Source organism: Bradyrhizobium sp. PMVTL-01, from assembly GCF_051861855.1.
Classification (GTDB): domain Bacteria; phylum Pseudomonadota; class Alphaproteobacteria; order Rhizobiales; family Xanthobacteraceae; genus Bradyrhizobium.
Genome location: NZ_CP193982.1, coordinates 4,776,475 through 4,796,898, shown reverse-complemented (window position 1 = coordinate 4,796,898; position 20,424 = coordinate 4,776,475). Strand labels below are relative to the sequence as shown.

The window sequence follows — 20,424 nt, the reverse complement described above, 5'->3', positions numbered from 1 at the left end:
AAAACTTAAGTCCCAAACGAGAGCGGCCATGAACGCGAGTTCCTTCGTAAAAGTCCGGTGTTGTGTCGTCGGCGGCGGGCCGGCCGGCATGATGCTCGGCTATCTCCTCGGGCGTGCCGGCATCGACGTCGTGGTGCTGGAGAAGCACGCGGATTTCTTCCGCGACTTTCGCGGCGACACCGTGCATCCCTCGACGCTTCAGGTCATGGATGAGCTTGGCCTGATCGACGGGTTCCTGAAGCTGCCGCATCAACGCTTGCAGAAGATGGACGGACTGTTCGGCGGCACGCCGGTGCGGATCGCCGATCTCAGCCGGCTGCACACCAAATACGCGTTCATCGCCTTCATGCCGCAATGGGACTTCCTGAATTTCCTGCGCGAAGAAGGCCGGAGCTTCGCTTCGCTCAAGGTGATGATGAGCACCGAAGCCATCGATCTCATCCGCCGCGGCGACACCGTCGCCGGCGTGCGGGCGAAGACGCCGGACGGCACCATCGACATCGAGGCCGATCTCACCATCGCCTGCGACGGCCGGCATTCGACGCTGCGCGAGCGCGCCGGCCTCAAAGTCGAGGAGATCGGCGCGCCGATGGACGTGCTGTGGTTCCGCGCCGGCCGCAAGGCCGACGAGACCGAGAACCTTTTTGCGCGCATCGAGCCCGGCAAGATGATGATCACCTTCGACCGCGGCGACTACTGGCAATGCGCCTACGTCATCGCCAAGGGGCAATACGATGCGGTGAAGGCGAGGGGATTGCAGGCGCTGCTCGACGACGTCGTGCGCATGGCGCCGATCCTCAAGTCCGGCATTGCCGACGTGAAGAGCTTCGACGACGTCAAGCTGCTCACCGTCGCGATCAATCGCCTCGAGCGCTGGACGCAGCCAGGCCTGCTTCTCATCGGCGATGCCGCGCATGCAATGTCGCCGGTCGGCGGCGTTGGCGTCAATCTCGCCGTGCAGGATGCGGTGGCGGCCGCCAATCTGCTCGCGGACAAGCTTCAGCGCGGCTGCCCGACCGAGGATGAGCTCGACGCCGTGCGCCGCCGGCGCGAGTTTCCGGTGAGAATGACGCAACGCATGCAGGTGGTCGTGCAGAACAACATCATCAGCGGCGCCTTGCAGGGTGGCGACCGGCCGCTGAAGGTGCCGCTGATCGTGCGGCTCATCACCGCGTTGCCGTGGCTGCAGGGCGTTCCGGCGCGGCTGATTGGGCTCGGTGTGCGGCCCGAGCACGTGCGGTCGAAGGCTGCGTTGGCTTCGTAAGCGCTGCAATCGGTAGGGCTAATGTCGTGTTAAATCGCGCGTTGCGCGTTGCCTGCGTGCAACAGCGCCGATGGATTGAAGGCACGCTGAGCGTCAATCCGGCATCTTAACTTTCTTGATTCAAATTTGAGTAAGGGTTGCGTGTGAGCGTGCGCCCATCAAAGGACACGGGGTGTACCATGCGTAACAAGTTGATTGCTGCCTTCGCCTGCACGACCGCTCTGGTTTCGACCGGCGCTGCGTCCGCCGCCGATCTCGGTGCGCGCTACACGAAGGCGCCCGCCTATGTCGAGCCGCTGTTCAACTGGACCGGTTTCTATGTTGGCGGCCACATCGGTGGCGCATGGACCAACGAGCAGTTCATCAACAACGGGACAGGCGCGCCGTTCGGCGATCTACTCCCGGGCGAGGGCTATCGCCAGCGTGGCTCCGGCATCATGGGCGGTGCCCAGATCGGCTACAACTGGCAGGCCAACAACTACGTGTTCGGCATGGAAGGCACGATCTCCGGCCTCGACAACAAGGCCACGGTCGTGAATACCGCGTTCGGCTCGGGGGACGATGTGTTCACCTGGCGTGCCAACGTGCTCGCGACCGTGGTCGGCCGGGCCGGCTTCGCCGTGCAGAACAATCTCTTCTACATCAAGGGCGGCTATGCCGGTGTGAACAACCGTTTGTCGGTGACCGATACGGTCGGACCGGCGACGGGTTCGGGCGGTCAAACTCACTGGGCCAATGGCTGGACCGTCGGCGCCGGCTGGGAATACGGCGTCACCCGCAACTGGATCGTCGGCCTCGAATACAACTACGCGGCCTTCGGCAGCCAGACCTATCAGCTCGGCGGCCTCTCCGGTAACTACACCTTCGATGCCAAGCCGCGCGACATCCAGTGGGCCGTCGTGCGCGCGAGCTACAAGTTCGACGCACCCGCCATCGCTCGCTACTGAGCAACGAACGACCAATCAGCAAAAGAAAACGATCTCTGCCAAATTCAAAGCCCCGGCATCGCCGGGGCTTCTTTTTTACGTGCAGCTTTCGTGCAGGAGGCTCAGGCCATCACCGAGAACCCGCCATCGACGGGGATCGCGGTGCCCGTGACGAAGTTCGACGCTGACGAGGCGAGGAACACCGCGATCCCCGCGAAATCATCGATGTCGCCCCAGCGCCCCGCAGGCGTGCGTGCCAAAACGCGCTCGTGCAATCCCGCAACCTGCTGCCGCGCGCCGCGGGTGAGGTCGGTGTCGATCCAGCCCGGCAGGATGGCGTTGACCTGGATGTTGTCAGGTGCCCAGGCATTGGCGCAGGCGCGCGTGTACTGCACGATGCCGCCCTTGCTCGCCGCATAGGCGGTCGCAAAGCTCGCGCCGAAGATCGACATCATCGAGCCGATGTTGATCACCTTGCCGTTGCCGGAGGCCTTCAGCGCCGGATAGGCCAGCTTCGAGCACACGAAGGCGCTGGTGAGGTTGGTGTCGATCACCTTGTTCCACTCGTCGAGCTCGAGTTCGTGCGGCGGCTTGCGGATGCTCATGCCGGCATTGTTGATGAGAATGTCGATACGGCCGAATTCCTTGACGACGCGGTCGATCATGGCGGCGACCGCCGCCTTGTCGGTTACGTCGGTGGGAACCGCGATCGCCTTCACGCCGCGCTGCTTGAGATCGGCAACGGCCGCGGCTGATTTGGTTTCATTGCGTCCGACCACGGCGATATTGGCGCCGGCATCGGCAAGTCCGTGCGCCAGGCCAAGCCCGATGCCGCCATTGCCTCCTGTGACGACCGCGACCTTGCCGCGAAGATCGAACCGGTTGGATGTCATGCTGTATTCCCTGGTTTCTTCTACTGGTTGCTCTGCCAGATCAGCACCAGCCCCAAGCCGGCCATGGCTGCGCCGTAGCCGGCCCATTGCAGCTGGTTGACCATGAAGCTCGATGGCGGCCAAGGCACCGTGCCGGTACCCTGGCCGATCCAGAGCAGTCCGACGGCGGTCGCAAACAGGCCTGCTACGAGCAGAAATCTGCGCATGCATTCCTCCCTTGGTCTGCTTCTGTCGCGATCCGCGGCATCAAGGAGCGCCGCGGTCACGAAAGCTTGGAGCCAGACTAGCCGCAGCATAGGTTCGGATACAATGGCTGCCGGTGCAGAGCGCCGGGAAGACGCATGTGCGCAGAAGGTGATCCCACAACGAAAAAGCCCCGGACGATGCCGGGGCTTTGACGTCTGAATGTGAGATCAGATCAGTACTTCGCGACGACCGGACCGGTCCAGTTGAAGCGGTAGACCAGCGAGGTCGAGATCGTCTGGTTCCAGCTGTTGGCGCGGATGTCGCGGCCAACGAGGGTGTTGGTGACGTCGAACAGTTCGTTCGAGGTCTTGGCGTTGTAGAAGGCCGAACGATATTCGGTCTTCATGAACCAGCCGGGCGAAGAGATGCCGAAGAAGTTCAGGCTGTTCTCGACGCCGCCACCAACGAACCAGCCGTTGCGGTTGTAGCTGTTGAGGTGGATACCGGCGGGCACGCCGGCCAGCGTCAGGAAGTTCGTCTGGCCGAAGTGAGCGCCGGAGTAGCCGCCGTTGACGTAGGTGAGAACGTTCGGAGCAACCAGCCAGCCGAGGCGCACGCCGGCGGCCCAGGAGTCTTCCAGCTTCTGGGTGCCAGTGATGCCGGCAATCGGATCCTGGATGGTGGCGCGGATGCTGCCAAACTGACCATCGGCGAACACGCCGGCGACCCAGGTGCTGTTGAACTGCCAGTCGTAGCCGAGGCCGACGGTGCCGAACCAGCCCGAGCCGCCCTGACGCTGATCGATCGTCAGCGGGATCGCGCCGACCGTGGTCTGGACGTGCTGGTCAGCATTGGACAGGCCGCCGCCGCCGCCGCCGAAGATGTAGAAGCCGGTCCAGTTGGCGACGGGCGCCGCAACCGGGGCCTTCGCGTAAGGACGGTCAGCGAGGTCAGCCGCCGAGGCCGAACCGGTCATCGCCGCGACTGCGGTCAGCGCCAGCAAAGTCTTCTTCATGATTAAATCCCCAAGTTCGTCTTTAGCAGGCGCGAGCGCACTGAAGTCCTGTGATCTGATGCCCGGACTATAGATGTTTCCTGCCGAAATGCTGTTGCAGGGCAGGCACAGTCGCCGGAAAACGCGCACCGGTGAGGCTTTGAGGTGGCGGGGTCGATTTCGACAAAATATCAGCGATATCAGTTGGTTGTGTGGATGTTTGAATTTCGAGATCGGGTGAGTTTTCGGTAGCGGATTCGGCTTTGTCTGAATGGAGGCACCCCTGTCTCATCCATCGGCGCCGCTGAGTCGCTGGCCGAGTCGCGCCTCTGCAGGACTTTGGGACGGCGATATCCTCGTCCCACATGAAAAAGCCCCCGGGCCTGAGGGAGCCGGGGGCTTTTTTGACAGTAGCGCGTGACGTCAGACGTCGAGCAGTTCCTCGCTGGCGAATTCGGCCTTGTCCGAGATGAAGGCAAAGCGCGCTTCGGCCTTGGTGCCCATCAGCCGTTCCACCGAATCCGCCGTCGTGTCGCGGTCGTCGGCGAGCAGCACCACCTTGAGCAGCGTCCGCTTGCTCGGATCCATGGTGGTTTCCTTGAGCTGCGCCGGCATCATCTCGCCGAGACCTTTGAACCGGTTCACCTCGACCTTGGCGTTGGCGTTGAACGCGCTCTTGAGCAGCGCCTCCTTGTGCGCGTCGTCGCGGGCGTAGACCGACTTGGAGCCGTGGGTCAGCTTGTAGAGCGGCGGCACGGCGAGGAAGAGGTGGCCCTCGTCGATCAGCCGCGGCATCTGCCGGTAGAAGAAGGTGATCAGCAGCGAAGCGATGTGGGCGCCGTCGACGTCGGCGTCGGTCATGATGATGATGCGCTGATAGCGCAGATCCTCTTCGCGGTAATGGGCGAGCTGTCCGCAGCCGATCGCCTGCACGAGGTCGGAGAGCTGCGCATTCGCGGTCAGCTTGTCCTTTCCGGCGGAGGCGACGTTGAGGATCTTGCCGCGCAGCGGCAGCACCGCCTGGGTCTTGCGGTCGCGCGCCTGCTTGGCGCTGCCGCCCGCCGAATCGCCCTCGACGATGAAGAGCTCGGAGCCTTCGGTGCCGGCATCGGTGCAGTCGGCGAGCTTGCCGGGCAGGCGCAGCTTCTTGCCGGCGGTCTTGCGCGCCGTTTCTTTCTCCTGGCGGCGGCGCAAGCGCTCCTCGGCGCGGTCGATCACGAAGTCGAGCAGGCGGTTGGCCATGTTCGGATTGCCCGACAGCCAGTGGTCGAACGGATCCTTCATCGCCTGCTCGACGATGCGCTGTGCTTCGGCGGTGGCGAGGCGATCCTTGGTCTGGCCCTGGAATTCAGGCTCGCGCACGAACACCGAGAGCATCACGGCCGCGCCCACCATCACGTCTTCGGAGGTCACGGAGGCAGCGCGCTTGCCCTGGCCGACGCGCTCGGCGTGATCCTTCAGGCCGCGCAAAAGGGCGCTGCGCAAGCCGGATTCGTGCGTACCACCGTCCGGCGTCGGCACGGTGTTGGTGTAGGAGGACAGGAATCCGTCGGCATCCGCGGTCCAGGCCACGGCCCATTCGCAGGCGCCATGCGCGCCGTTGCGGCCCGACTTGCCCGAGAAGATGTCCGGGTGCACCAGCGTGTCGGCGTGGATCGCTGCGGCGAGATAATCCTTGAGGCCGCCGGGGAAGTGGAACGTTGCCTCCTCCGGCACGTCCTCGACGCCCTTGAGCAGCTCGGGCGCGCAATTCCAGCGGATCTCGACGCCGCCGAACAGATAGGCTTTCGAGCGCGTCATCTTGAACAGGCGCTGCGGCTTGAACGCGGCCTTGGCGCCGAAGATGTCGGTATCGGGCTTGAAGCGCACGCGCGTGCCGCGGCGGTTGTTGACCTTGCCGAGGTCCTCGAGCTTGCCCTTGGGGTGGCCGCGCTCAAAGCTCATGCGATAGAGCTTCTGGCTGCGCGCGACCTCGACTTCAAGGCGCGAGGAGAGGGCATTGACGACGGAGATGCCGACGCCGTGCAGACCGCCCGAGGTCTCGTAGACCTTGCTGTCGAACTTGCCGCCCGAATGCAGCGTGCACATGATGACTTCGAGCGCCGACTTCTTCGGAAATTTCGGGTGCGGATCGATCGGGATGCCGCGGCCGTTGTCGGTGACGGTCAGGAACCCGTCTGCGCTGAGCTCGACTCCGATGAACGTAGCGTGTCCCGCCAGCGCCTCGTCCATCGAGTTGTCGATGACTTCGGCGAACAGGTGATGCAGCGCCTTCTCGTCGGTTCCGCCGATATACATGCCGGGCCGGCGCCGCACCGGTTCGAGGCCTTCGAGCACCTCGATGTCGGCCGCAGTGTAGTCGGCTTCTCCGCCGCTTGCGCGCGGCGCCGCCTTGGCGGCGGTGCGGGGCTTCGGCTCATCGCCGCCGAAAAAGTCGTCTTTTGCTCTTGGCTTCAACTGCTTGGACATAGATCTTGATGTGCTTAGGGGCCGCGCTGGCGGCGAATCGGTTAAGCGGACTATGCCACTTCTGGCTTGGAAAGGTTACCGCGGGCCGACCAGGCGCCGTGGTTGGGAGCTAATGCCGGCGATTTTACGCCAACTTGCCATTAGTTCCCGGCAATTTGACGTCCCGGGCTGGTTTGGATCGGCTTTTGTGACTTGATGTCACACAAGGGCTTGGCTTACCAGTCGTTTTCATCGAGCAGCACCTTGAGGCGGGCGGGAAGGCTATTTTCGGAATGGAGCAGTATGCGCACGCCCTGGCCGACTTCGTGCGCGCTCACCAGGCCTGGGCGGCTCCAATCGTGTTCCTGCTGGCTTTCGGGGAGTCGCTCGCCTTCATCTCGCTCTTGGTCCCGGCCTGGGGCGCGCTGGTGGCGATCGGCGCGCTGATCGGGGTGAGCGGCATCAGCTTCTATCCGGTCTGGATTGCCGGCGGGCTCGGGGCGGCGCTCGGCGACTGGGTCTCCTACTGGTTCGGCTACCGCTACAAGGAGCACGTCGCCCAGATGTGGCCGCTCTCGCGCTATCCGGAGCTGTTGCCGAGGGGCGAGGCCTTCGTGCGGAGCTGGGGGATACCCAGCATCTTCATCGGCCGCTTCTTCGGCCCCTTGCGCGCCTCGGTGCCGCTCGCGGCCGGCATTTTCGAGATGCCCTATTGGAGCTTCCAGGCAGCCAATTTCGTCTCGGCCCTGATCTGGTCGGCCGCACTGCTGTTGTTCGGCGACGTGATCGCCAAGATCATGGAATGGATCTGGCGGTTGATCTGAACGTGTGAACCTTGACGGGAACCGCGACTGGCCTTATAGCCGCCCGCCATGATCAACGCCGCGACCATTCTGTTCGCCCGCCGCCGCCGCAGCTTCGCGGTTTGGGCGGTCGATCGCGTTTGAGATCATCGTCTTTGCCGCTGGACCCGATCCGCGGCATCCTCTCTCCTGTCAGCGCGATCTGATCCGGCGGCTCCCACAAGGAGGCCCAGCAGGAGACCACGATGTACACGCCACCCTTTTTCAAGCAGGACCGCGCCGCGAGCCTGAGATTTGCGGAAGAGCGCGGCTTCGGCACCATGTGCGCCTTCGACGGCAACAAGCCGATCGCCTCGCCAGTGCCGTTCTATCTGACCTATGCCGCAGACGGCACGCCGCAGGCCGCCTTTCATCTTGCCCGTCACAATCCGCTGCTACAGCTTGCCGACGGCGCAGCCTGTTGGCTGCTCGCGGTCAACGGTCCGGATGCCTATGTATCGCCGGACTGGTACGTCTCGCCGGATCAGGTTCCGACCTGGCTCTACCAGTCGGTGCATCTGAGCGGGCCGGTGCGGCTGTTGTCGGACGCGGAGCTCTCGGTGCAGGTCGACACGCTCAGCGACAAGTTCGAGAACTGGCTGCTGCCGAAGAAGCCCTGGACATCGGGCAAGATGACCGCCGGGCGGCTCGAGGCGTTGAAGAAGAGTATCGTGGGGCTGGTCATGACGGTTGAGGAGGTGGAAGGCAGCTTCAAGCTCAACCAGCACAAGTCCGACGCCGATTTCGCCGCGGTCGCGAATGCGCTCGGCGATGGCGATGCCGACGCGAAGCAGATTTCTCAGCTGATGCGGCAGACCCGGCCGCAGCTCTTTGCAGACGATACGAACACGCTCGAAAGGACCGCGCCATGAGCCTCGCTGAAACCACGAAAACCCCGACCACCGGCGGGGCGAAGAAGCCCGCCACCGTCTTCGTCGACGGCGGCTCCGGCACCACCGGGCTCGGCATCAACGAGCGGTTGAAGCTCCAGAGCGACGTTGCGGTGAAGGTCATCGCCGACGACAAGCGCAAGGATCCCGCCGCCAAGAAGGCGCTGATGGAGGAGGTGGATCTCGTCATCCTCTGCCTGCCCGATGATGCCGCCAGGGAGACGGTCGCGCTGGTCGACAGCATGGGCGCGGCGGGACCGAAGGTGCTGGACGCCTCGACCGCCTACCGGGTCGCGCCCGACTGGGCCTATGGCTTTCCGGAGCTGACGGCGGACCAGGCCGGCAAGATCAAGGCGGCGAAAAAGGTCTCCAATCCCGGCTGCTATCCGACCGGCGGCATCGCGCTGCTGCGGCCGATCGTCGATGCCGGCCTGCTGCCTCCTGATTATCCCGTCACCATCAACGCGGTGAGCGGCTATTCCGGCGGCGGCAAGTCGATGATCGCGAGTTTTGAAGACGGCAGCGCGCCGTCCTTCGAGCTCTACGGTCTCGGCTTCGAGCACAAGCATCTGCCGGAGATGCAGCTCTATTCGAACCTGACGCGGCGGCCGATCTTCATTCCCTCGGTCGGCAACTACCGGCAGGGCATGCTGGTCTCGGTGCCGCTCCAGCTCGACACGCTGCCGGGCAAGCCCGGCGGTGCCGATCTTCAGGCCGCGCTGGCGAAGCGCTATGCCGGTTCGAAATACGTCAGGGTGATGCCGCTGCAGAACGAGGCGACCAAGGGCGGCCGGCTGGAGCCGGAGGCGCTCAACGAGACCAACATGCTCGAGCTCTACGTCTTCGCCAGCGACAAATATCACCAGGCGGTCCTGGTCGCGCGCCTGGACAATCTCGGCAAGGGCGCCTCGGGCGCGGCCGTGCAGAACATGCGGCTGATGCTGGGCCTGCCGGAGGAGTAGGGAAGGCCTCTCTCCTCCGTCATTGCGAGCGAAGCGAAGCAATCCAGACCGTCGCCGCGGAAACAGTCTGGATTGCTTCGGCGCAAGGGCTCCTCGCAATGACGTCGAAAGTGCTTCAAACCACCCTGAAGATCGCCAGCGCCAGCACAGCCTGCGCGAGGAAGCCGATGGTAAAGGCGAGGGTGCGGAACACCGGCAGGCCGAGCGCGTACACGATCAGGTGGGCGACGCGGGCCCAGAAATACACCGCGCAGGCGAGCACGGTCCATGACGAGGAATAGTCGATCGCGTTCAGGATCAGCACCAGCGGCGCGAAGATCACGAGGTTCTCGACCGCATTGTCATGTGCGAACATCAGGCGGTTGGCCCATTCGGCCTGAGGCTTGTCGCCACGCGACGGGTTGGCCATCGCGCCACTGAGCCCGCGCACCTGGCACCGGTTGATGATGTAGGGAATCCAGAGTATCCCGGTCAGGATCACCGTCAGTGTCAGCCAGAACAATTCGCGCGTCATAGTCCGGTCCCCTCTGTCGTCGCGGTGTTGAGAGCTTGTCTATACAAGAGCGCGGCAGAGTCCGCTATGCGCGAACCCTGACATAGCTGCCGGGCGCGTCCTCGATCGGGGGCATCGCCTCGCTGCCGACGCTGCGCGCCGGGACTTCCTCGGGATCGAGGTTGCCCAGCCATTCGCGCCAGTCCGGCCACCACGAGCCCTTGTGCTCGACCGCGCCCTTCATCCAGTCCGCGACCGTGACATCCTTGATGTTGTCGTTGGTCCAGTACTGGTACTTGTTCGAGGCAGGCGGATTGACGACGCCCGCGATGTGGCCCGAGCCGGACAGGACGTATTTCACCGGGCCGCCGAAGAACTGCGAGCCGTACAGCACCGACTCGGCCGGGGCGATATGGTCCTCGCGGGTGGCGAGGTTGTAGACGGGCACCTTGACCTTGGAGAGATCGAGCAGCGTGTTGTCGAGCACCATCGTGCCCGTCGAGAGCCGGTTCTCCAGATAGCAGTTGCGCAGGTAGTAGGAATGGTTCGCCTGCGTCATCCGCGTCGCATCGGAATTCCAGTGCAACAGGTCGAACGCGCTCGGCTGCTGGCCCTTCAGGTAGTTGCTGACGACATAGGACCAGATCAGGTCGTTGGAGCGCAGCATGTTGAAAGCCATCGCCATCTTCGAGCCTTCGAGCACGCCGGCCGCCTTCATGTCCTGCTCGAGCGCGGCGATCTGCTCCTCGTCGACGAACACGAGGAGATCACCCGCATGGGTGAAGTCCACCTGCGCCGCGAAGAACGTCGCGGAAGCAACGCGCTGGCGGCGCTTCTCGGCAAGCCAGGCCAGCGTGGTCGCGAGCATGGTGCCGCCGACGCAATAGCCGGCGGTATGCACCTTCATTTCGCCGGTCACCTTCTCGATCACGTCCATCGCCGTGAGCGGACCTTCCTTCATGTAGTCTTCCCAGCCCTTGTTGCCGAGCCGCTTGTCGGGATTGACCCATGAGATCACGAATACGGTGATGCCCTGGTCGACGCACCACTTGATGTAGGATTTCTCCGGCTTGAGATCGAGGATGTAGAACTTGTTGATCCAGGGCGGCACGATCAGGAGCGGGGTGCGCAGCACCTTCTCCGTGGTCGGCGAATACTGGATCAGCTGCATCATCTCGTTCTGGTAGATCACCTTGCCCGGCGTCGTCGCCATGTTGACGCCGACGACCAGGTTGTCCGGGTTGGACTGGCGGATCTTCAGCATGCCCTTGCCGGCCGCGATGTCCTCGGCCAGCATCTTCAGGCCGCGCGCGAGGTTCTCGCCGCTGCTCGCCATCGTCTCGCGCAGCACTTCCGGATTGGTCAGCACGAAATTAGAGGGCGAGATCGCGTTGATGACCTGCTGGACGTAGAACTCGGCCTTGCGGCGGGTGGGCGCATCGAGGCCATCGGCGTCGCGCACCAGCTCCTGCGCCCATTTCGTCGTGAGCAGGTAGAGCTGCATCACGAAATCGAAAAACTGGTTCGACTTCCATTCCGGATCGGCGAAGCGCTTGTCGCGCGGCGAGGGCGCGATGGCCGGCTCGACGTCCTGGCCGGCCATGCGGCGCGCCGCCGAGCCCCAGAGGTCGAGATAGTCCTTGGCGAGCTTGGTCTGGAGATCGGACGAGCGCGAGGAGTCCGACAGCCAGTATTCGGCGACCGCGGTGAAGGTCTTGACCATCTCGGTGAGCTCGGGCGGCGGGCGGTCCTGCACCTCGCCGCTCTCGCGCGGCTTGAGGTAGGCGGCCAGCGCCTTGCCGCCGCTTTCCATCGCCCGCGCGACATTCATCGCGAAGGCTTCCGCATCGAACTTCGTCTCGGACTTGGTTGTCCCGGAGCCGGGCTTGTCGGTGGTGGCGGTACTCATGGGCAGAACAGTAACGATTCATTCCGTATTCGTCACCGCGAAGCTCGCAGGTTTGGCGTGAAACCCGCGCGAAGATGTGCTGCACTGCGACAAGTTTTCTTGGTTCCGTCATAATCAGGCCGCACCGCTCGGCTTGGTAGCGCCGGGCTGTTTTCTCGCTCGGACCATTTGGGCAGCAATGGTTTGAGCTTGGGCGCGGTGTCGGGTAGCCTTGCCCCGGGGCCGTGCTTTGGCACGAGTAGGGGATTCCCAAGTGTTGGCGTTAAGGGACCTGCAAAAGACGCTGCCGATCCACGGCGCGCTGCTGATGATGGCGCTCGCGCTGGGCGGCTGCTCGAGTCAGCTCGCGGATCTCATACCTGCGGATGCGCAGGCCCATCCAAAGGAGCCCGGCACCTATTTGCCGGTGCACGACCTGCCGCCTGATCGCGATCAGGCGATCATCCCGCCGGACCAGCGCGTCAAGATCGAGGCCGAGCTTGCCGCGGCGCGCGACCGCCAGGCCGCTGCCGCCAAAGACGCCAAATGAGGCAGTGCAAGGTAATCGCTGGCGCCCCCGCCTTGCCGTGCTAAAAGACCTGAGTTCAGCCGAGAGTCAGGGCGAACGACTTCAGCCTCCGCCGTCGAAAATTGCTCTAAGTATCTGATTTTGAGCTATTTAACGGCCGGGCCGAGCGCCTTTGCGATCGGCGCTCGTGGCCAGTCGATTCTGTCCTGACCGGTTGCCCGGAGCCCAGAGAGCCATGGAAGAATTTTACCGCATCCGCCGCCTTCCGCCTTACGTGTTCGAGCAGGTCAACCGGGCCAAGGCGGCCGCGCGGAATGCCGGCGCCGACATCATCGACCTCGGCATGGGCAATCCGGACCTGCCGGCGCCGCCGCATGTGCTGGAGAAGCTCAAGGAGACGCTCGGCAAGCCGCGCACCGACCGCTATTCGGCGTCCCGCGGCATCCCCGGCCTGCGCAGGGCCCAGGCCGCCTATTACGCCCGCCGCTTCGACGTGAAGCTCAATCCCGACACCCAGGTGGTGGCGACGCTCGGCTCCAAGGAGGGCTTTGCCAACGTGGCACAGGCGATCACCGCGCCCGGCGACGTCATCCTCTGCCCGAACCCGAGCTACCCGATTCACGCCTTCGGCTTTTTGATGGCGGGCGGCGTGATCCGCTCGGTGCCCTCGGAGCCGACGCCGCAATTCTTCGAGGCGGCCGAGCGGGCGATCGTGCACTCGATCCCGAAGCCGCTGGCGCTGGTGGTCTGCTATCCCTCCAACCCGACCGCCTATGTCGCGAGCCTCGACTTCTACAAGGACCTCGTCGCCTTCGCGAAGAAGCACGAGATCCTGATCCTGTCCGACCTCGCTTACGCCGAGGTCTATTTCGACGAGAACAACCCGCCGCCCTCGGTGCTGCAGGTGCCGGGCGCGATGGACGTCACGGTCGAGTTCACCTCGATGTCGAAGACCTACTCGATGGCCGGCTGGCGCATGGGCTTTGCGGTCGGCAATGAGCGCGTGATCGCAGCGCTCGCCCGCGTCAAATCCTATCTCGACTACGGCGCCTTCACGCCGGTGCAGGTCGCCGCGACCGCCGCGCTGAACGGCCCGGACGATTGCATCAAGGAGATGCGCGATACCTATCGCAAGCGCCGCGACGCGCTGGTGGAATCATTCGGCCGCGCCGGCTGGGAGATTCCGCCGCCGGAGGCCTCGATGTTTGCCTGGGTGCCGCTGCCGGAAGCCTTCCGCAGCATCGGCAGCATGCAGTTCGCGACCCTGATGGTCGAGAAATGCGGCGTCGCGGTGTCGCCCGGTGTCGGCTTCGGCGAGCATGGTGAAGGATATGTCCGCATCGCCATGGTGGAAAACGAGCAACGGATCAGGCAGGCAGCGCGCGGCGTGCGCCGGTTCCTTGAAAGCGGCCTCGAAACGTTGCACAACGTCGTTCCGCTCGCCAACCGGCGCTAATTCTCTTCGACAGGTTTTCTGAAGCCATCATGGTCGCACCCCTGAAAGTGGGCATAGCGGGGCTCGGCACCGTGGGTGCCGAAGTCGTCCGTTTGATTGAAACGCAAGCGCGCGTGCTCGCGGGGCGTAGCGGCCGCGGTATTCGTGTCGTTGCCGTCACCGCCCGCTCGAAGGCCAAGAAGCGCGGCGTCGATCTGCGCGGCCTAGACTGGGCCAAGGATCCGCTCGCGCTTGCCACTCATCCGGAGGTGGATTGCTTCGTCGAACTGATGGGCGGCGCCGGCGATCCCGCGCTCTCCGCGGTCGAGGCCGCGCTCAATGCCGGCAAGTCCGTCGTCACCGCCAACAAGGCACTGCTCGCCAAGCACGGCATCAAGCTGGCGAGGGCCGCCGAAAAGCACGGCGGCGCGCTGAATTTCGAGGCAGCCGTCGGCGCCGCGATTCCCGTCATCAAAACGTTGCGCGAGGGTCTTGCCGGAACCGGCATCAACCGCGTCTACGGCATCCTCAACGGCACCTGCAATTACATCCTGACCCGGATGGAGCAGGAAGGTCTGTCCTTCGCCGAATGCCTCAAGGATGCACAGCGGCTCGGCTATGCCGAGGCCAACCCGTCCTTCGACGTCGACGGCCACGATACTGCGCAAAAACTCTCGATCCTCGCCAGCCTCGCTTTCGGCACGAAAGTTGCTCAAAGCGCGGTGTATGTCGAAGGTATTTCCTCCATCGCGCCGGAAGACCTGCGCGCCGCCGAGGATCTCGGTTACCGGCTCAAGCTGCTCGGCGTTGCCGTTCGCACCGCCAAGGGTATCGAGCAGCGCGTGCATCCGACCATGGTGCCGAAATCCTCCTCGATCGCGCAGGTGATGGGTGTCACGAACGCGGTCACGATCGATGGCGAGGGCATTCCGCCGATCACGCTGGTCGGCCCCGGCGCCGGAGGTGCTGCGACGGCATCGGCCGTCGTCGCCGACATCGCCGATGTCGCGCGCGGCATCCGCGCCAATCCGTTCGGCCGGCCGATCGCGCAACTGCGCGACACCAACAAGGCCCCGATGGAGCGGCATGAAGGCGGCTACTACATCCGCCTGCTGGCGCGCGATTTCCCGGGCACCGCGGCTGCGATCGCGACCCGGCTCGCAGAACAGAAGATTTCGATTGAATCGATCGTGCAGCGTCATCCCAATGGCGGCGCTGCGTCGGCCGACGGCAAGGCGGTGCCGGTGCCCGTCATTCTGATCACCTATGCAACGCATGAGGACGCGGTGCGCCGTGCGCTCGCCGCCGTGCAGAAGGACAAGGTGATCAGCGGACGGCCGCAGGTGATCCGGATCGAGAAGAACTAGAGCATGACCCGGACCCGGAGGGCCGCGCTAGCGCAAAGCGTGAAGCGGTTTTCCGGAAAGGTCATGCTCAAACAATGACACGGTTCGAACGAACTGTGGGTGTTACGAGTTGATGCGGACGGGGATTTCCGTCCCAAAAGTCTTCGAAGGAGTTAGCCGATGTCGACCCATATTGAAGTCCCCCCGCACGCGTTGCTCGAGCGCATTCTCACGCTGGAGATCGTGCGGGTGACGGAGCGGGCGGCGGTGTCGTCGGCGCGACTGCGCGGGCACGGTAACGAGAAAGCGGCCGACCAGGCCGCGGTCGACGCCATGCGGCGCGAGCTGAACAAGCTGCCGATCCAGGGCACCATCGTGATCGGCGAGGGCGAGCGCGACGAGGCGCCGATGCTCTATATCGGCGAGCAGGTCGGCCTCAAGGCCGGCCCCGAGGTCGACATCGCCGTCGATCCGCTCGAAGGCACCACGCTGTGCGCGAAGAACATGCCGGGCTCGATCGCCACCATGGCGATGGCCGACGGCGGCACGCTGCTGCACGCGCCCGACGTCTACATGGAGAAGCTCGCGATCGGTCCCGGTTACGACAAGGGTGTTGTCGAAATTGATGCCTCGCCTGCCGACAACGTCCGCCGCCTCGCCAAGGCCAAGGGCGTCAAGCCTGAAGGCATCACCGTCCTCGTGCTCGACCGTCCGCGCCATGCCGGCATCATCGAGAGCGTGCGCTCGACTGGCGCGGCCGTGCGCCTCATCACCGACGGCGACGTCGCCGGCGTGATCCACTGCGCCGACCCCGACAACACCGGCGTCGACATGTATCTTGGCACCGGCGGTGCGCCGGAAGGCGTGCTGGCGGCCGTGGCGCTGCGCTGCATCGGCGGCCAGATGCAGTGCCGCCTGATCCTCGATTCCGAGGAGAAGCGCGAGCGCGCTGCGAAGATGGGCGTCAACGATCCCAAGATGATCTACGGCATCGAGGACATGGCGCGCGGCGACTGCCTGTTCGCCGCCACCGGCGTGACCACGGGCTCGCTGCTCTCGGGCGTCAAGTTCCGCAAGGACGGCGTGATCGAGACCGAGACGGTGGTGATGCGCTCCGTCACCGGCACGGTGCGCTACATCAAGGCCGAGCATCGAGAGCTCGCGAAGTTCCATCTGGACTAATCCAGGTAAGACCAACTCCCGTCATTCCGGGCCGAGGGGACTGCGCAAGGCGCGGGGCTCCGAGAGCCCGGAACCCATCGGGCGGCAGAGTCTGGTGTGAAATGGATTCCGGGTTCGCGCTCTGCGCGGCCCCCGGAATCACAACAAGAACTATAGGGAAGCGCACATGTCCGACCTTTCCGCCGTCAAAGCCCTCGTGTTCGACGTGTTCGGCACGGTCGTGGACTGGCGCACAAGCCTGATCACCGACTTCATGTGGTGGGCGAAGGGGCGCGGCATCACCGCCGACTGGACGGCTCTGGTCGACGGCTGGCGCGGCATGTATGTCGCGGCCATGGACGACGTGCGCAAGCATCCCGAGCGCGGCTACGTCATGCTCGACGATCTGCATCGCCGCTCGCTGGAGAAGCTGGTCGAGAAATTCGCGATCAAGGGCCTCACCGAGGCCGATCTCGATCATCTCACCAAGGGCTGGCACCGCCTCAATCCCTGGCCCGACAGCGTCGCTGGCCTGACCCGCCTGAAGACGAAATTCGTGATCTCGCCGCTGTCGAACGGCAACGTCGCGCTGCTCACCAACATGGCGAAGTTTGCCGGCCTGCCGTGGGATCTCATCATCTCCGCCGAGCTGTTCGAGCACTACAAGCCCGATCCCGAGACCTATCTCGGCGCCGCGCGCCTGCTTGGCCTCATGCCGGAACAGGTGATGATGGTCGCCGCCCATAACGGCGATCTCGCGGCCGCCCAGAAGAACGGGCTCAAGACTGCCTTCGTGGCGCGCCCGACGGAGTACGGGCCGTTGCAGAAAGTGGACTTCGAAGCGACCGGCAACTGGGACATCGTCGCGAAGGACTTTGGCGGCATCGCCGACCGGCTGGGGTGCTAAAGGCGGCGAGGGCATGACCGAATGAGCCGACCCGCCGCCATCACTGCCGCCGACGCGATCAGCACCTACATTCTGGCGAAGGATGGCAACCGTCCGCAGTTGATGACGCGCGCTTTCGCTGACGACTGCGAGCTCGAAATGATCGTCAAGACCGACGCCATTTCGTTTCCGAGCTCGGCACATGGGCTTGAGCAGGTGACGCAGGTGCTGGTTACCGGCTTCGGCGGGCAGTACGAGAACGTGCGCACATTTTGCCTGTCGCGTCCCGGCTCGGATCACTTGCCGCATGTTCGCTGCGACTGGTTGGTCGGGATGTCGGCGAGGCAAGGCGGCGCCGTTCGCGTTGGTTGCGGACGTTATGATTGGCATTTCAGCTCCCGCGATGGCCGTGTGACAAAGCTGGTGATCGGGATCGACGTCATGTGTGTGCTTCCCGCGGAGGACACCGGGCCGATCATGCGCTGGCTGGCGGCTTTGCCATATCCATGGTGCTCGGGCGTCCAGGCTGGCAGGACTGCTCCCGATATCGATGCGCTGCGGCCGATTGCACGCTTCCTTGGCGGCCGGAACTGAACCGAGCGACGATCCTCTCAGGACGACGGCGAGCGACGAGCACGCGCCTCCAGCCGGAGGGCGAGCGCTGCCGCCTGACGTGAGTGGGACATACCTCAGACATGCGGTCTACAGCGCTGGTTCATATTGCACCGAGATCAATGTTCTTATTGTACCGAGTTTTTTCTCGGATCATAATCCGGGGCAATGAGCAAATTGCACCGGGCGCCCCGGTGCCAGCGGAGTGACGACATTGCCACTGAGCTATCTCGATCTGTTTCTGGCTTTCCTCGGATTGACCTTTGGATTGCCTTCTGTGCTGCCCGGCCTGTTTTTCCGAAACAAGGAAGGTCGGCCCCCTCGGTCGTAAGCGGAGTGACGGCGCTATCCGGACGCGTCTGGCGAACTTGCAAGCGACGGTCTTGGCGCGACGGTCTTGGACGAGACAGACTTGGAGATGCGCAGATGGCACTGACGGTCAGCACTGTCCTCATCGCCTTTGCGGGCGTGTTCCTGATCTGCTTCATGAAGGGGGCCTTCGGTGGCGGCTTCTCCATCGTCGGCATTCCGCTGCTGTCCTTCGTGATGGATCCGGTGACGGCCGGCGGCCTCCTGGCGCCATTGTTCATAGCGATGGATTTGTTCGCGTTGTGCTACTGGAAGCCTTCGACCTGGTCGAAGCCCGACCTGGTGCTGCTCTTGCCCGGGCTCGTGGTCGGCATCGCGCTTGGCTATCTGTTGTTTCGCGTGCTGGACCATCGCGCCGTCGCGATCGTGATGGCGCTCGTCACCCTGGTCTTCGTCGGTCTGTGGCTCCTGAGCGATCCGAAGGTGATCGTTCATCCGCGCTCGAAGCCGAGGGCGGTCGCCGCCGGTCTTGCCTCCGGTGTCACGACCATGGTCGCGCATTCCGGCGGACCGCCGCTGGCGATGTATCTCTTGCCGCTCGGCCTCAGCAAGGAGGTCTATGCGGGTACGACCAGCCTGTTCTTCACCGTCGGCAATGCGACGAAGGCGGTGCCGTGGCTGCTGCTGGTGCGGCCGACTGGAAACGTCTGGATCGTCATGGCTGCGTGCCTGCTCGCAATTCCTTCGGGCGTCTGGCTCGGCTGGCGGCTGCATGGCAGGCTCGACCAGCAGCAGATCTATCGGGCCTGCTACGGCCTGCTGGTCGTTACCGCGCTGAAGCTGTTGTGGGACGGTGTGTCCGGCTATCTCGCCTGATCTGGGCCTCCCCGAGCATGTCTCGAAGCGCCAGATGGATGTCGCCGCAAATCCCGCCGCGGTCGCGCAGACCGCGGAACAGCGTGCCCTACCTGATCGCAGTCGTCAGCTCGGTATCGGCCGTGTCCACCACGAACACGGCCAGCAATTTCGCAGGCTCGGTGTCGCTGGCGTTGGAGCTGACGGCGTGGCGATCGCCGAGCTTCTCGAAAAAATTCTCGCCCTGCTGATAGACTTTTGCGGGCTCGTCATTGACCTGGCTTCGGATCGCGCCCTCCAGCACCGTGGCGTAGATGAACGCGGAGCGCGCGTGGATGTGGGCCGGTGAGAAGCCTCCGGGACCATATTCGACCAGCACGCCCTTCATGCTCTTGCCCGGGACATTCGGCAGGGCGTGGTCGAACACCACGCTCACCTTGGCCGACTTCGCTGCCGGCTGCGCCTCGGCGGACTGTGCCGTCAGGAAGACGAGGGCGCACGCCGCCGTCGCGATCAACAGTCTGCGCATGGGATGTCCCTCATTGCCGTGGTCGCTGTGACCTGACCGTCGCCAGCCATGCCGCGAGCGGCGTTTTCCCGAGCCTGGCCTCGCCGAGCGGGACCAGCGAGGTATCCTCGATGGGGGAGCCGTAATATCCGGCCTTGGGGTCACCCACGACCTGACGGCTGTCCCCGGCCGCCTTCAAACGGCGGGCAACGAACTCGTTGAAGGGCGCCTTTTCAGGTCCCGCGATATCGATCGTGCCGTTCAGCGGCCGTCCCGTCGCGACCTCCGCGAGGCACGCGACCACGTCGTCGGATGCGATCGGCTGGAACGCCGCCGATGGAACGACGATGCGCCCGTCAGCCACGCCCGACTCCGCGATGGCGCCGAGGAATTCGAAGAATTGCGTGGCGCGCACGATCGAGTAGGGCACTGCCGAGGCCTTGACGATGCTCTCCTGCGCGAGCTTGGCCCGGAAATAAGCGATGTCGGGCGAGCGATCCGTTCCCACGATCGACAGCGCGACGTGATGCTTGACGCCTGCCGCGGCCTCCGTCGCCGCGAGCTTCCTGCTCGACTGCTGGAAGAATTCGAGGACGGCAGCAGGCTCCCAGGACGGCGCGTTGGCGACGTCGACCACGACATCCGCCCCAGTCAGCGCGGCTGCGAGACCTTCTCCGGTGACGGCATTCACGCCCGACTTCGGCGAGGCGGCCACGGCGATGTGGCCCTGCTGCTTCAGCTTCGCCACGAGCTTGGATCCGATCAAACCGGTACCACCGATCACGACGATCTTCATGGCATGTCTCCTCGGCATTTTCGAACGCGGGTGGGCAAGGGGTCTTGCGCTCTCGCTGCGGTGAATGATGCGAGCAGCGTCTTACCCGATCAATGCGGCGGGCTCTTGCCTGGAACGGGCTTGGCTTGCCGAAAAATGCTCAGACATGCCGGGCGACCACGAATCGGTCAGGGATCATTCCCCTCTGCCGCGCGCGAGGCA

Annotated in this window: 20 protein-coding genes; 12 read left to right on the top strand and 8 right to left on the bottom strand. The window is 64.3% G+C overall.

Going from position 1 to position 20,424, the window contains the following annotated elements; all coding sequences use genetic code 11:
- The first annotated feature begins 28 nt into the window (after positions 1-28).
- Together ACRQ5Q_RS23330 and ACRQ5Q_RS23325 are read left to right on the top strand one after the other, a co-directional pair.
- Positions 29-1,264 (top strand): FAD-dependent oxidoreductase, encoded by a 1,236-nt coding sequence (locus ACRQ5Q_RS23330; protein ID WP_439392450.1) that lies wholly within the window; start codon positions 29-31, stop codon positions 1,262-1,264.
- A 179-nt stretch (positions 1,265-1,443) separates the two neighbouring features.
- On the top strand, positions 1,444-2,211 hold the full coding sequence (locus ACRQ5Q_RS23325; RefSeq protein WP_439375275.1) for an outer membrane protein: 768 nt from the start codon (positions 1,444-1,446) through the stop codon (positions 2,209-2,211).
- A 101-nt stretch (positions 2,212-2,312) separates the two neighbouring features.
- On the opposite strand, the gene ACRQ5Q_RS23320 is transcribed toward ACRQ5Q_RS23325, so the two are convergent.
- The 4 genes from ACRQ5Q_RS23320 to parE all read right to left on the bottom strand — a co-directional run bounded on the left by ACRQ5Q_RS23320 (position 2,313) and on the right by parE (position 6,732).
- Positions 2,313-3,083, bottom strand: coding sequence for an SDR family NAD(P)-dependent oxidoreductase (locus tag ACRQ5Q_RS23320; protein ID WP_439375276.1), 771 nt, complete (start codon positions 3,081-3,083; stop codon positions 2,313-2,315).
- Positions 3,084-3,103: 20 nt separating this feature from the next.
- Entirely contained in the window at positions 3,104-3,289 is a 186-nt protein-coding gene (locus tag ACRQ5Q_RS23315; RefSeq protein ID WP_439375277.1) for a hypothetical protein, read from the bottom strand.
- Positions 3,290-3,501: 212 nt separating this feature from the next.
- Positions 3,502-4,284, bottom strand: coding sequence for an outer membrane protein (locus ACRQ5Q_RS23310; protein WP_439375278.1), 783 nt, complete (start codon positions 4,282-4,284; stop codon positions 3,502-3,504).
- A 402-nt stretch (positions 4,285-4,686) separates the two neighbouring features.
- Entirely contained in the window at positions 4,687-6,732 is a 2,046-nt protein-coding gene (gene parE, locus ACRQ5Q_RS23305; protein WP_439375279.1) for a DNA topoisomerase IV subunit B, read from the bottom strand.
- A 272-nt stretch (positions 6,733-7,004) separates the two neighbouring features.
- Here parE and ACRQ5Q_RS23300 point away from each other — a divergent pair, with 272 nt between their 5' ends.
- The 3 genes from ACRQ5Q_RS23300 (at position 7,005) to argC (ending at position 9,405) form a co-directional block, all read left to right on the top strand.
- Positions 7,005-7,535 (top strand): DedA family protein, encoded by a 531-nt coding sequence (locus ACRQ5Q_RS23300; RefSeq protein WP_439375280.1) that lies wholly within the window; start codon positions 7,005-7,007, stop codon positions 7,533-7,535.
- 224 nt (positions 7,536-7,759) lie between these two features.
- On the top strand, positions 7,760-8,425 hold the full coding sequence (locus ACRQ5Q_RS23295) for an FMN-binding negative transcriptional regulator (RefSeq protein ID WP_439392449.1): 666 nt from the start codon (positions 7,760-7,762) through the stop codon (positions 8,423-8,425).
- The gene (argC, locus tag ACRQ5Q_RS23290) at positions 8,422-9,405 is read left to right on the top strand and encodes an N-acetyl-gamma-glutamyl-phosphate reductase (RefSeq protein ID WP_439375282.1); all 984 of its coding nucleotides are present in this window, start codon (positions 8,422-8,424) and stop codon (positions 9,403-9,405) included. Before ACRQ5Q_RS23295 ends, argC begins: the two co-directional genes overlap by 4 nt.
- Positions 9,406-9,520: 115 nt before the next feature.
- Here the strand turns inward: argC and ACRQ5Q_RS23285 are convergent, their stop codons facing one another.
- Both ACRQ5Q_RS23285 and ACRQ5Q_RS23280 read right to left on the bottom strand, forming a co-directional pair.
- Positions 9,521-9,919, bottom strand: a complete 399-nt coding sequence (locus ACRQ5Q_RS23285; protein ID WP_439375283.1) for an MAPEG family protein — start codon at positions 9,917-9,919, stop codon at positions 9,521-9,523.
- 64 nt (positions 9,920-9,983) lie between these two features.
- Complete coding sequence (locus tag ACRQ5Q_RS23280) at positions 9,984-11,807, bottom strand: PHA/PHB synthase family protein (protein WP_439375284.1); 1,824 nt, start codon at positions 11,805-11,807, stop codon at positions 9,984-9,986.
- A gap of 253 nt (positions 11,808-12,060) precedes the next feature.
- Between ACRQ5Q_RS23280 and ACRQ5Q_RS23275 the strand changes: the two genes are divergently transcribed.
- From ACRQ5Q_RS23275 to ACRQ5Q_RS23245, 7 genes are all read left to right on the top strand, one after another.
- Entirely contained in the window at positions 12,061-12,336 is a 276-nt protein-coding gene (locus tag ACRQ5Q_RS23275; RefSeq protein WP_439375285.1) for a hypothetical protein, read from the top strand.
- 214 nt (positions 12,337-12,550) lie between these two features.
- Positions 12,551-13,771, top strand: a complete 1,221-nt coding sequence (locus ACRQ5Q_RS23270) for an LL-diaminopimelate aminotransferase (RefSeq protein ID WP_439375286.1) — start codon at positions 12,551-12,553, stop codon at positions 13,769-13,771.
- A 29-nt stretch (positions 13,772-13,800) separates the two neighbouring features.
- A complete protein-coding gene (locus ACRQ5Q_RS23265; RefSeq protein WP_439375287.1) occupies positions 13,801-15,117 on the top strand; it encodes a homoserine dehydrogenase in 1,317 nt (438 codons plus the stop codon).
- Between the two features lie 159 nt (positions 15,118-15,276).
- Positions 15,277-16,278, top strand: a complete 1,002-nt coding sequence (gene glpX, locus ACRQ5Q_RS23260) for a class II fructose-bisphosphatase (RefSeq protein WP_439375288.1) — start codon at positions 15,277-15,279, stop codon at positions 16,276-16,278.
- Between the two features lie 166 nt (positions 16,279-16,444).
- Entirely contained in the window at positions 16,445-17,164 is a 720-nt protein-coding gene (locus tag ACRQ5Q_RS23255) for a haloacid dehalogenase type II (protein ID WP_439392448.1), read from the top strand.
- 21 nt (positions 17,165-17,185) lie between these two features.
- Positions 17,186-17,737, top strand: coding sequence for a hypothetical protein (locus ACRQ5Q_RS23250; RefSeq protein ID WP_439392447.1), 552 nt, complete (start codon positions 17,186-17,188; stop codon positions 17,735-17,737).
- 444 nt (positions 17,738-18,181) lie between these two features.
- Positions 18,182-18,940, top strand: a complete 759-nt coding sequence (locus ACRQ5Q_RS23245; protein WP_439392446.1) for a sulfite exporter TauE/SafE family protein — start codon at positions 18,182-18,184, stop codon at positions 18,938-18,940.
- Between the two features lie 88 nt (positions 18,941-19,028).
- Here the strand turns inward: ACRQ5Q_RS23245 and ACRQ5Q_RS23240 are convergent, their stop codons facing one another.
- Together ACRQ5Q_RS23240 and ACRQ5Q_RS23235 are read right to left on the bottom strand one after the other, a co-directional pair.
- A complete protein-coding gene (locus tag ACRQ5Q_RS23240; RefSeq protein WP_439392445.1) occupies positions 19,029-19,448 on the bottom strand; it encodes a cupin domain-containing protein in 420 nt (139 codons plus the stop codon).
- A gap of 10 nt (positions 19,449-19,458) precedes the next feature.
- A complete protein-coding gene (locus ACRQ5Q_RS23235; protein ID WP_439392444.1) occupies positions 19,459-20,223 on the bottom strand; it encodes an SDR family oxidoreductase in 765 nt (254 codons plus the stop codon).
- Positions 20,224-20,424 lie beyond the last annotated feature (201 nt).

What these genes read in the sequence shown, in the direction of transcription:
- ACRQ5Q_RS23280 (WP_439375284.1), bottom strand. Translation starts at nt 11,807, where the DNA reads ATGAGTACCGCCACCACCGACAAGCCCGGCTCCGGGACAACCAAGTCC.
- ACRQ5Q_RS23250 (WP_439392447.1), top strand. Translation starts at nt 17,186, where the DNA reads ATGAGCCGACCCGCCGCCATCACTGCCGCCGACGCGATCAGCACCTAC.
- glpX (WP_439375288.1), top strand. Translation starts at nt 15,277, where the DNA reads ATGTCGACCCATATTGAAGTCCCCCCGCACGCGTTGCTCGAGCGCATT.
- argC (WP_439375282.1), top strand. Translation starts at nt 8,422, where the DNA reads ATGAGCCTCGCTGAAACCACGAAAACCCCGACCACCGGCGGGGCGAAG.
- ACRQ5Q_RS23325 (WP_439375275.1), top strand. Translation starts at nt 1,444, where the DNA reads ATGCGTAACAAGTTGATTGCTGCCTTCGCCTGCACGACCGCTCTGGTT.
- ACRQ5Q_RS23240 (WP_439392445.1), bottom strand. Translation starts at nt 19,448, where the DNA reads ATGCGCAGACTGTTGATCGCGACGGCGGCGTGCGCCCTCGTCTTCCTG.
- ACRQ5Q_RS23255 (WP_439392448.1), top strand. Translation starts at nt 16,445, where the DNA reads ATGTCCGACCTTTCCGCCGTCAAAGCCCTCGTGTTCGACGTGTTCGGC.
- ACRQ5Q_RS23310 (WP_439375278.1), bottom strand. Translation starts at nt 4,284, where the DNA reads ATGAAGAAGACTTTGCTGGCGCTGACCGCAGTCGCGGCGATGACCGGT.
- parE (WP_439375279.1), bottom strand. Translation starts at nt 6,732, where the DNA reads ATGTCCAAGCAGTTGAAGCCAAGAGCAAAAGACGACTTTTTCGGCGGC.
- ACRQ5Q_RS23265 (WP_439375287.1), top strand. Translation starts at nt 13,801, where the DNA reads ATGGTCGCACCCCTGAAAGTGGGCATAGCGGGGCTCGGCACCGTGGGT.
- ACRQ5Q_RS23320 (WP_439375276.1), bottom strand. Translation starts at nt 3,083, where the DNA reads ATGACATCCAACCGGTTCGATCTTCGCGGCAAGGTCGCGGTCGTCACA.
- ACRQ5Q_RS23300 (WP_439375280.1), top strand. Translation starts at nt 7,005, where the DNA reads ATGGAGCAGTATGCGCACGCCCTGGCCGACTTCGTGCGCGCTCACCAG.
- ACRQ5Q_RS23330 (WP_439392450.1), top strand. Translation starts at nt 29, where the DNA reads ATGAACGCGAGTTCCTTCGTAAAAGTCCGGTGTTGTGTCGTCGGCGGC.
- ACRQ5Q_RS23245 (WP_439392446.1), top strand. Translation starts at nt 18,182, where the DNA reads ATGGCACTGACGGTCAGCACTGTCCTCATCGCCTTTGCGGGCGTGTTC.
- ACRQ5Q_RS23315 (WP_439375277.1), bottom strand. Translation starts at nt 3,289, where the DNA reads ATGCGCAGATTTCTGCTCGTAGCAGGCCTGTTTGCGACCGCCGTCGGA.
- ACRQ5Q_RS23270 (WP_439375286.1), top strand. Translation starts at nt 12,551, where the DNA reads ATGGAAGAATTTTACCGCATCCGCCGCCTTCCGCCTTACGTGTTCGAG.
- ACRQ5Q_RS23285 (WP_439375283.1), bottom strand. Translation starts at nt 9,919, where the DNA reads ATGACGCGCGAATTGTTCTGGCTGACACTGACGGTGATCCTGACCGGG.
- ACRQ5Q_RS23235 (WP_439392444.1), bottom strand. Translation starts at nt 20,223, where the DNA reads ATGAAGATCGTCGTGATCGGTGGTACCGGTTTGATCGGATCCAAGCTC.
- ACRQ5Q_RS23295 (WP_439392449.1), top strand. Translation starts at nt 7,760, where the DNA reads ATGTACACGCCACCCTTTTTCAAGCAGGACCGCGCCGCGAGCCTGAGA.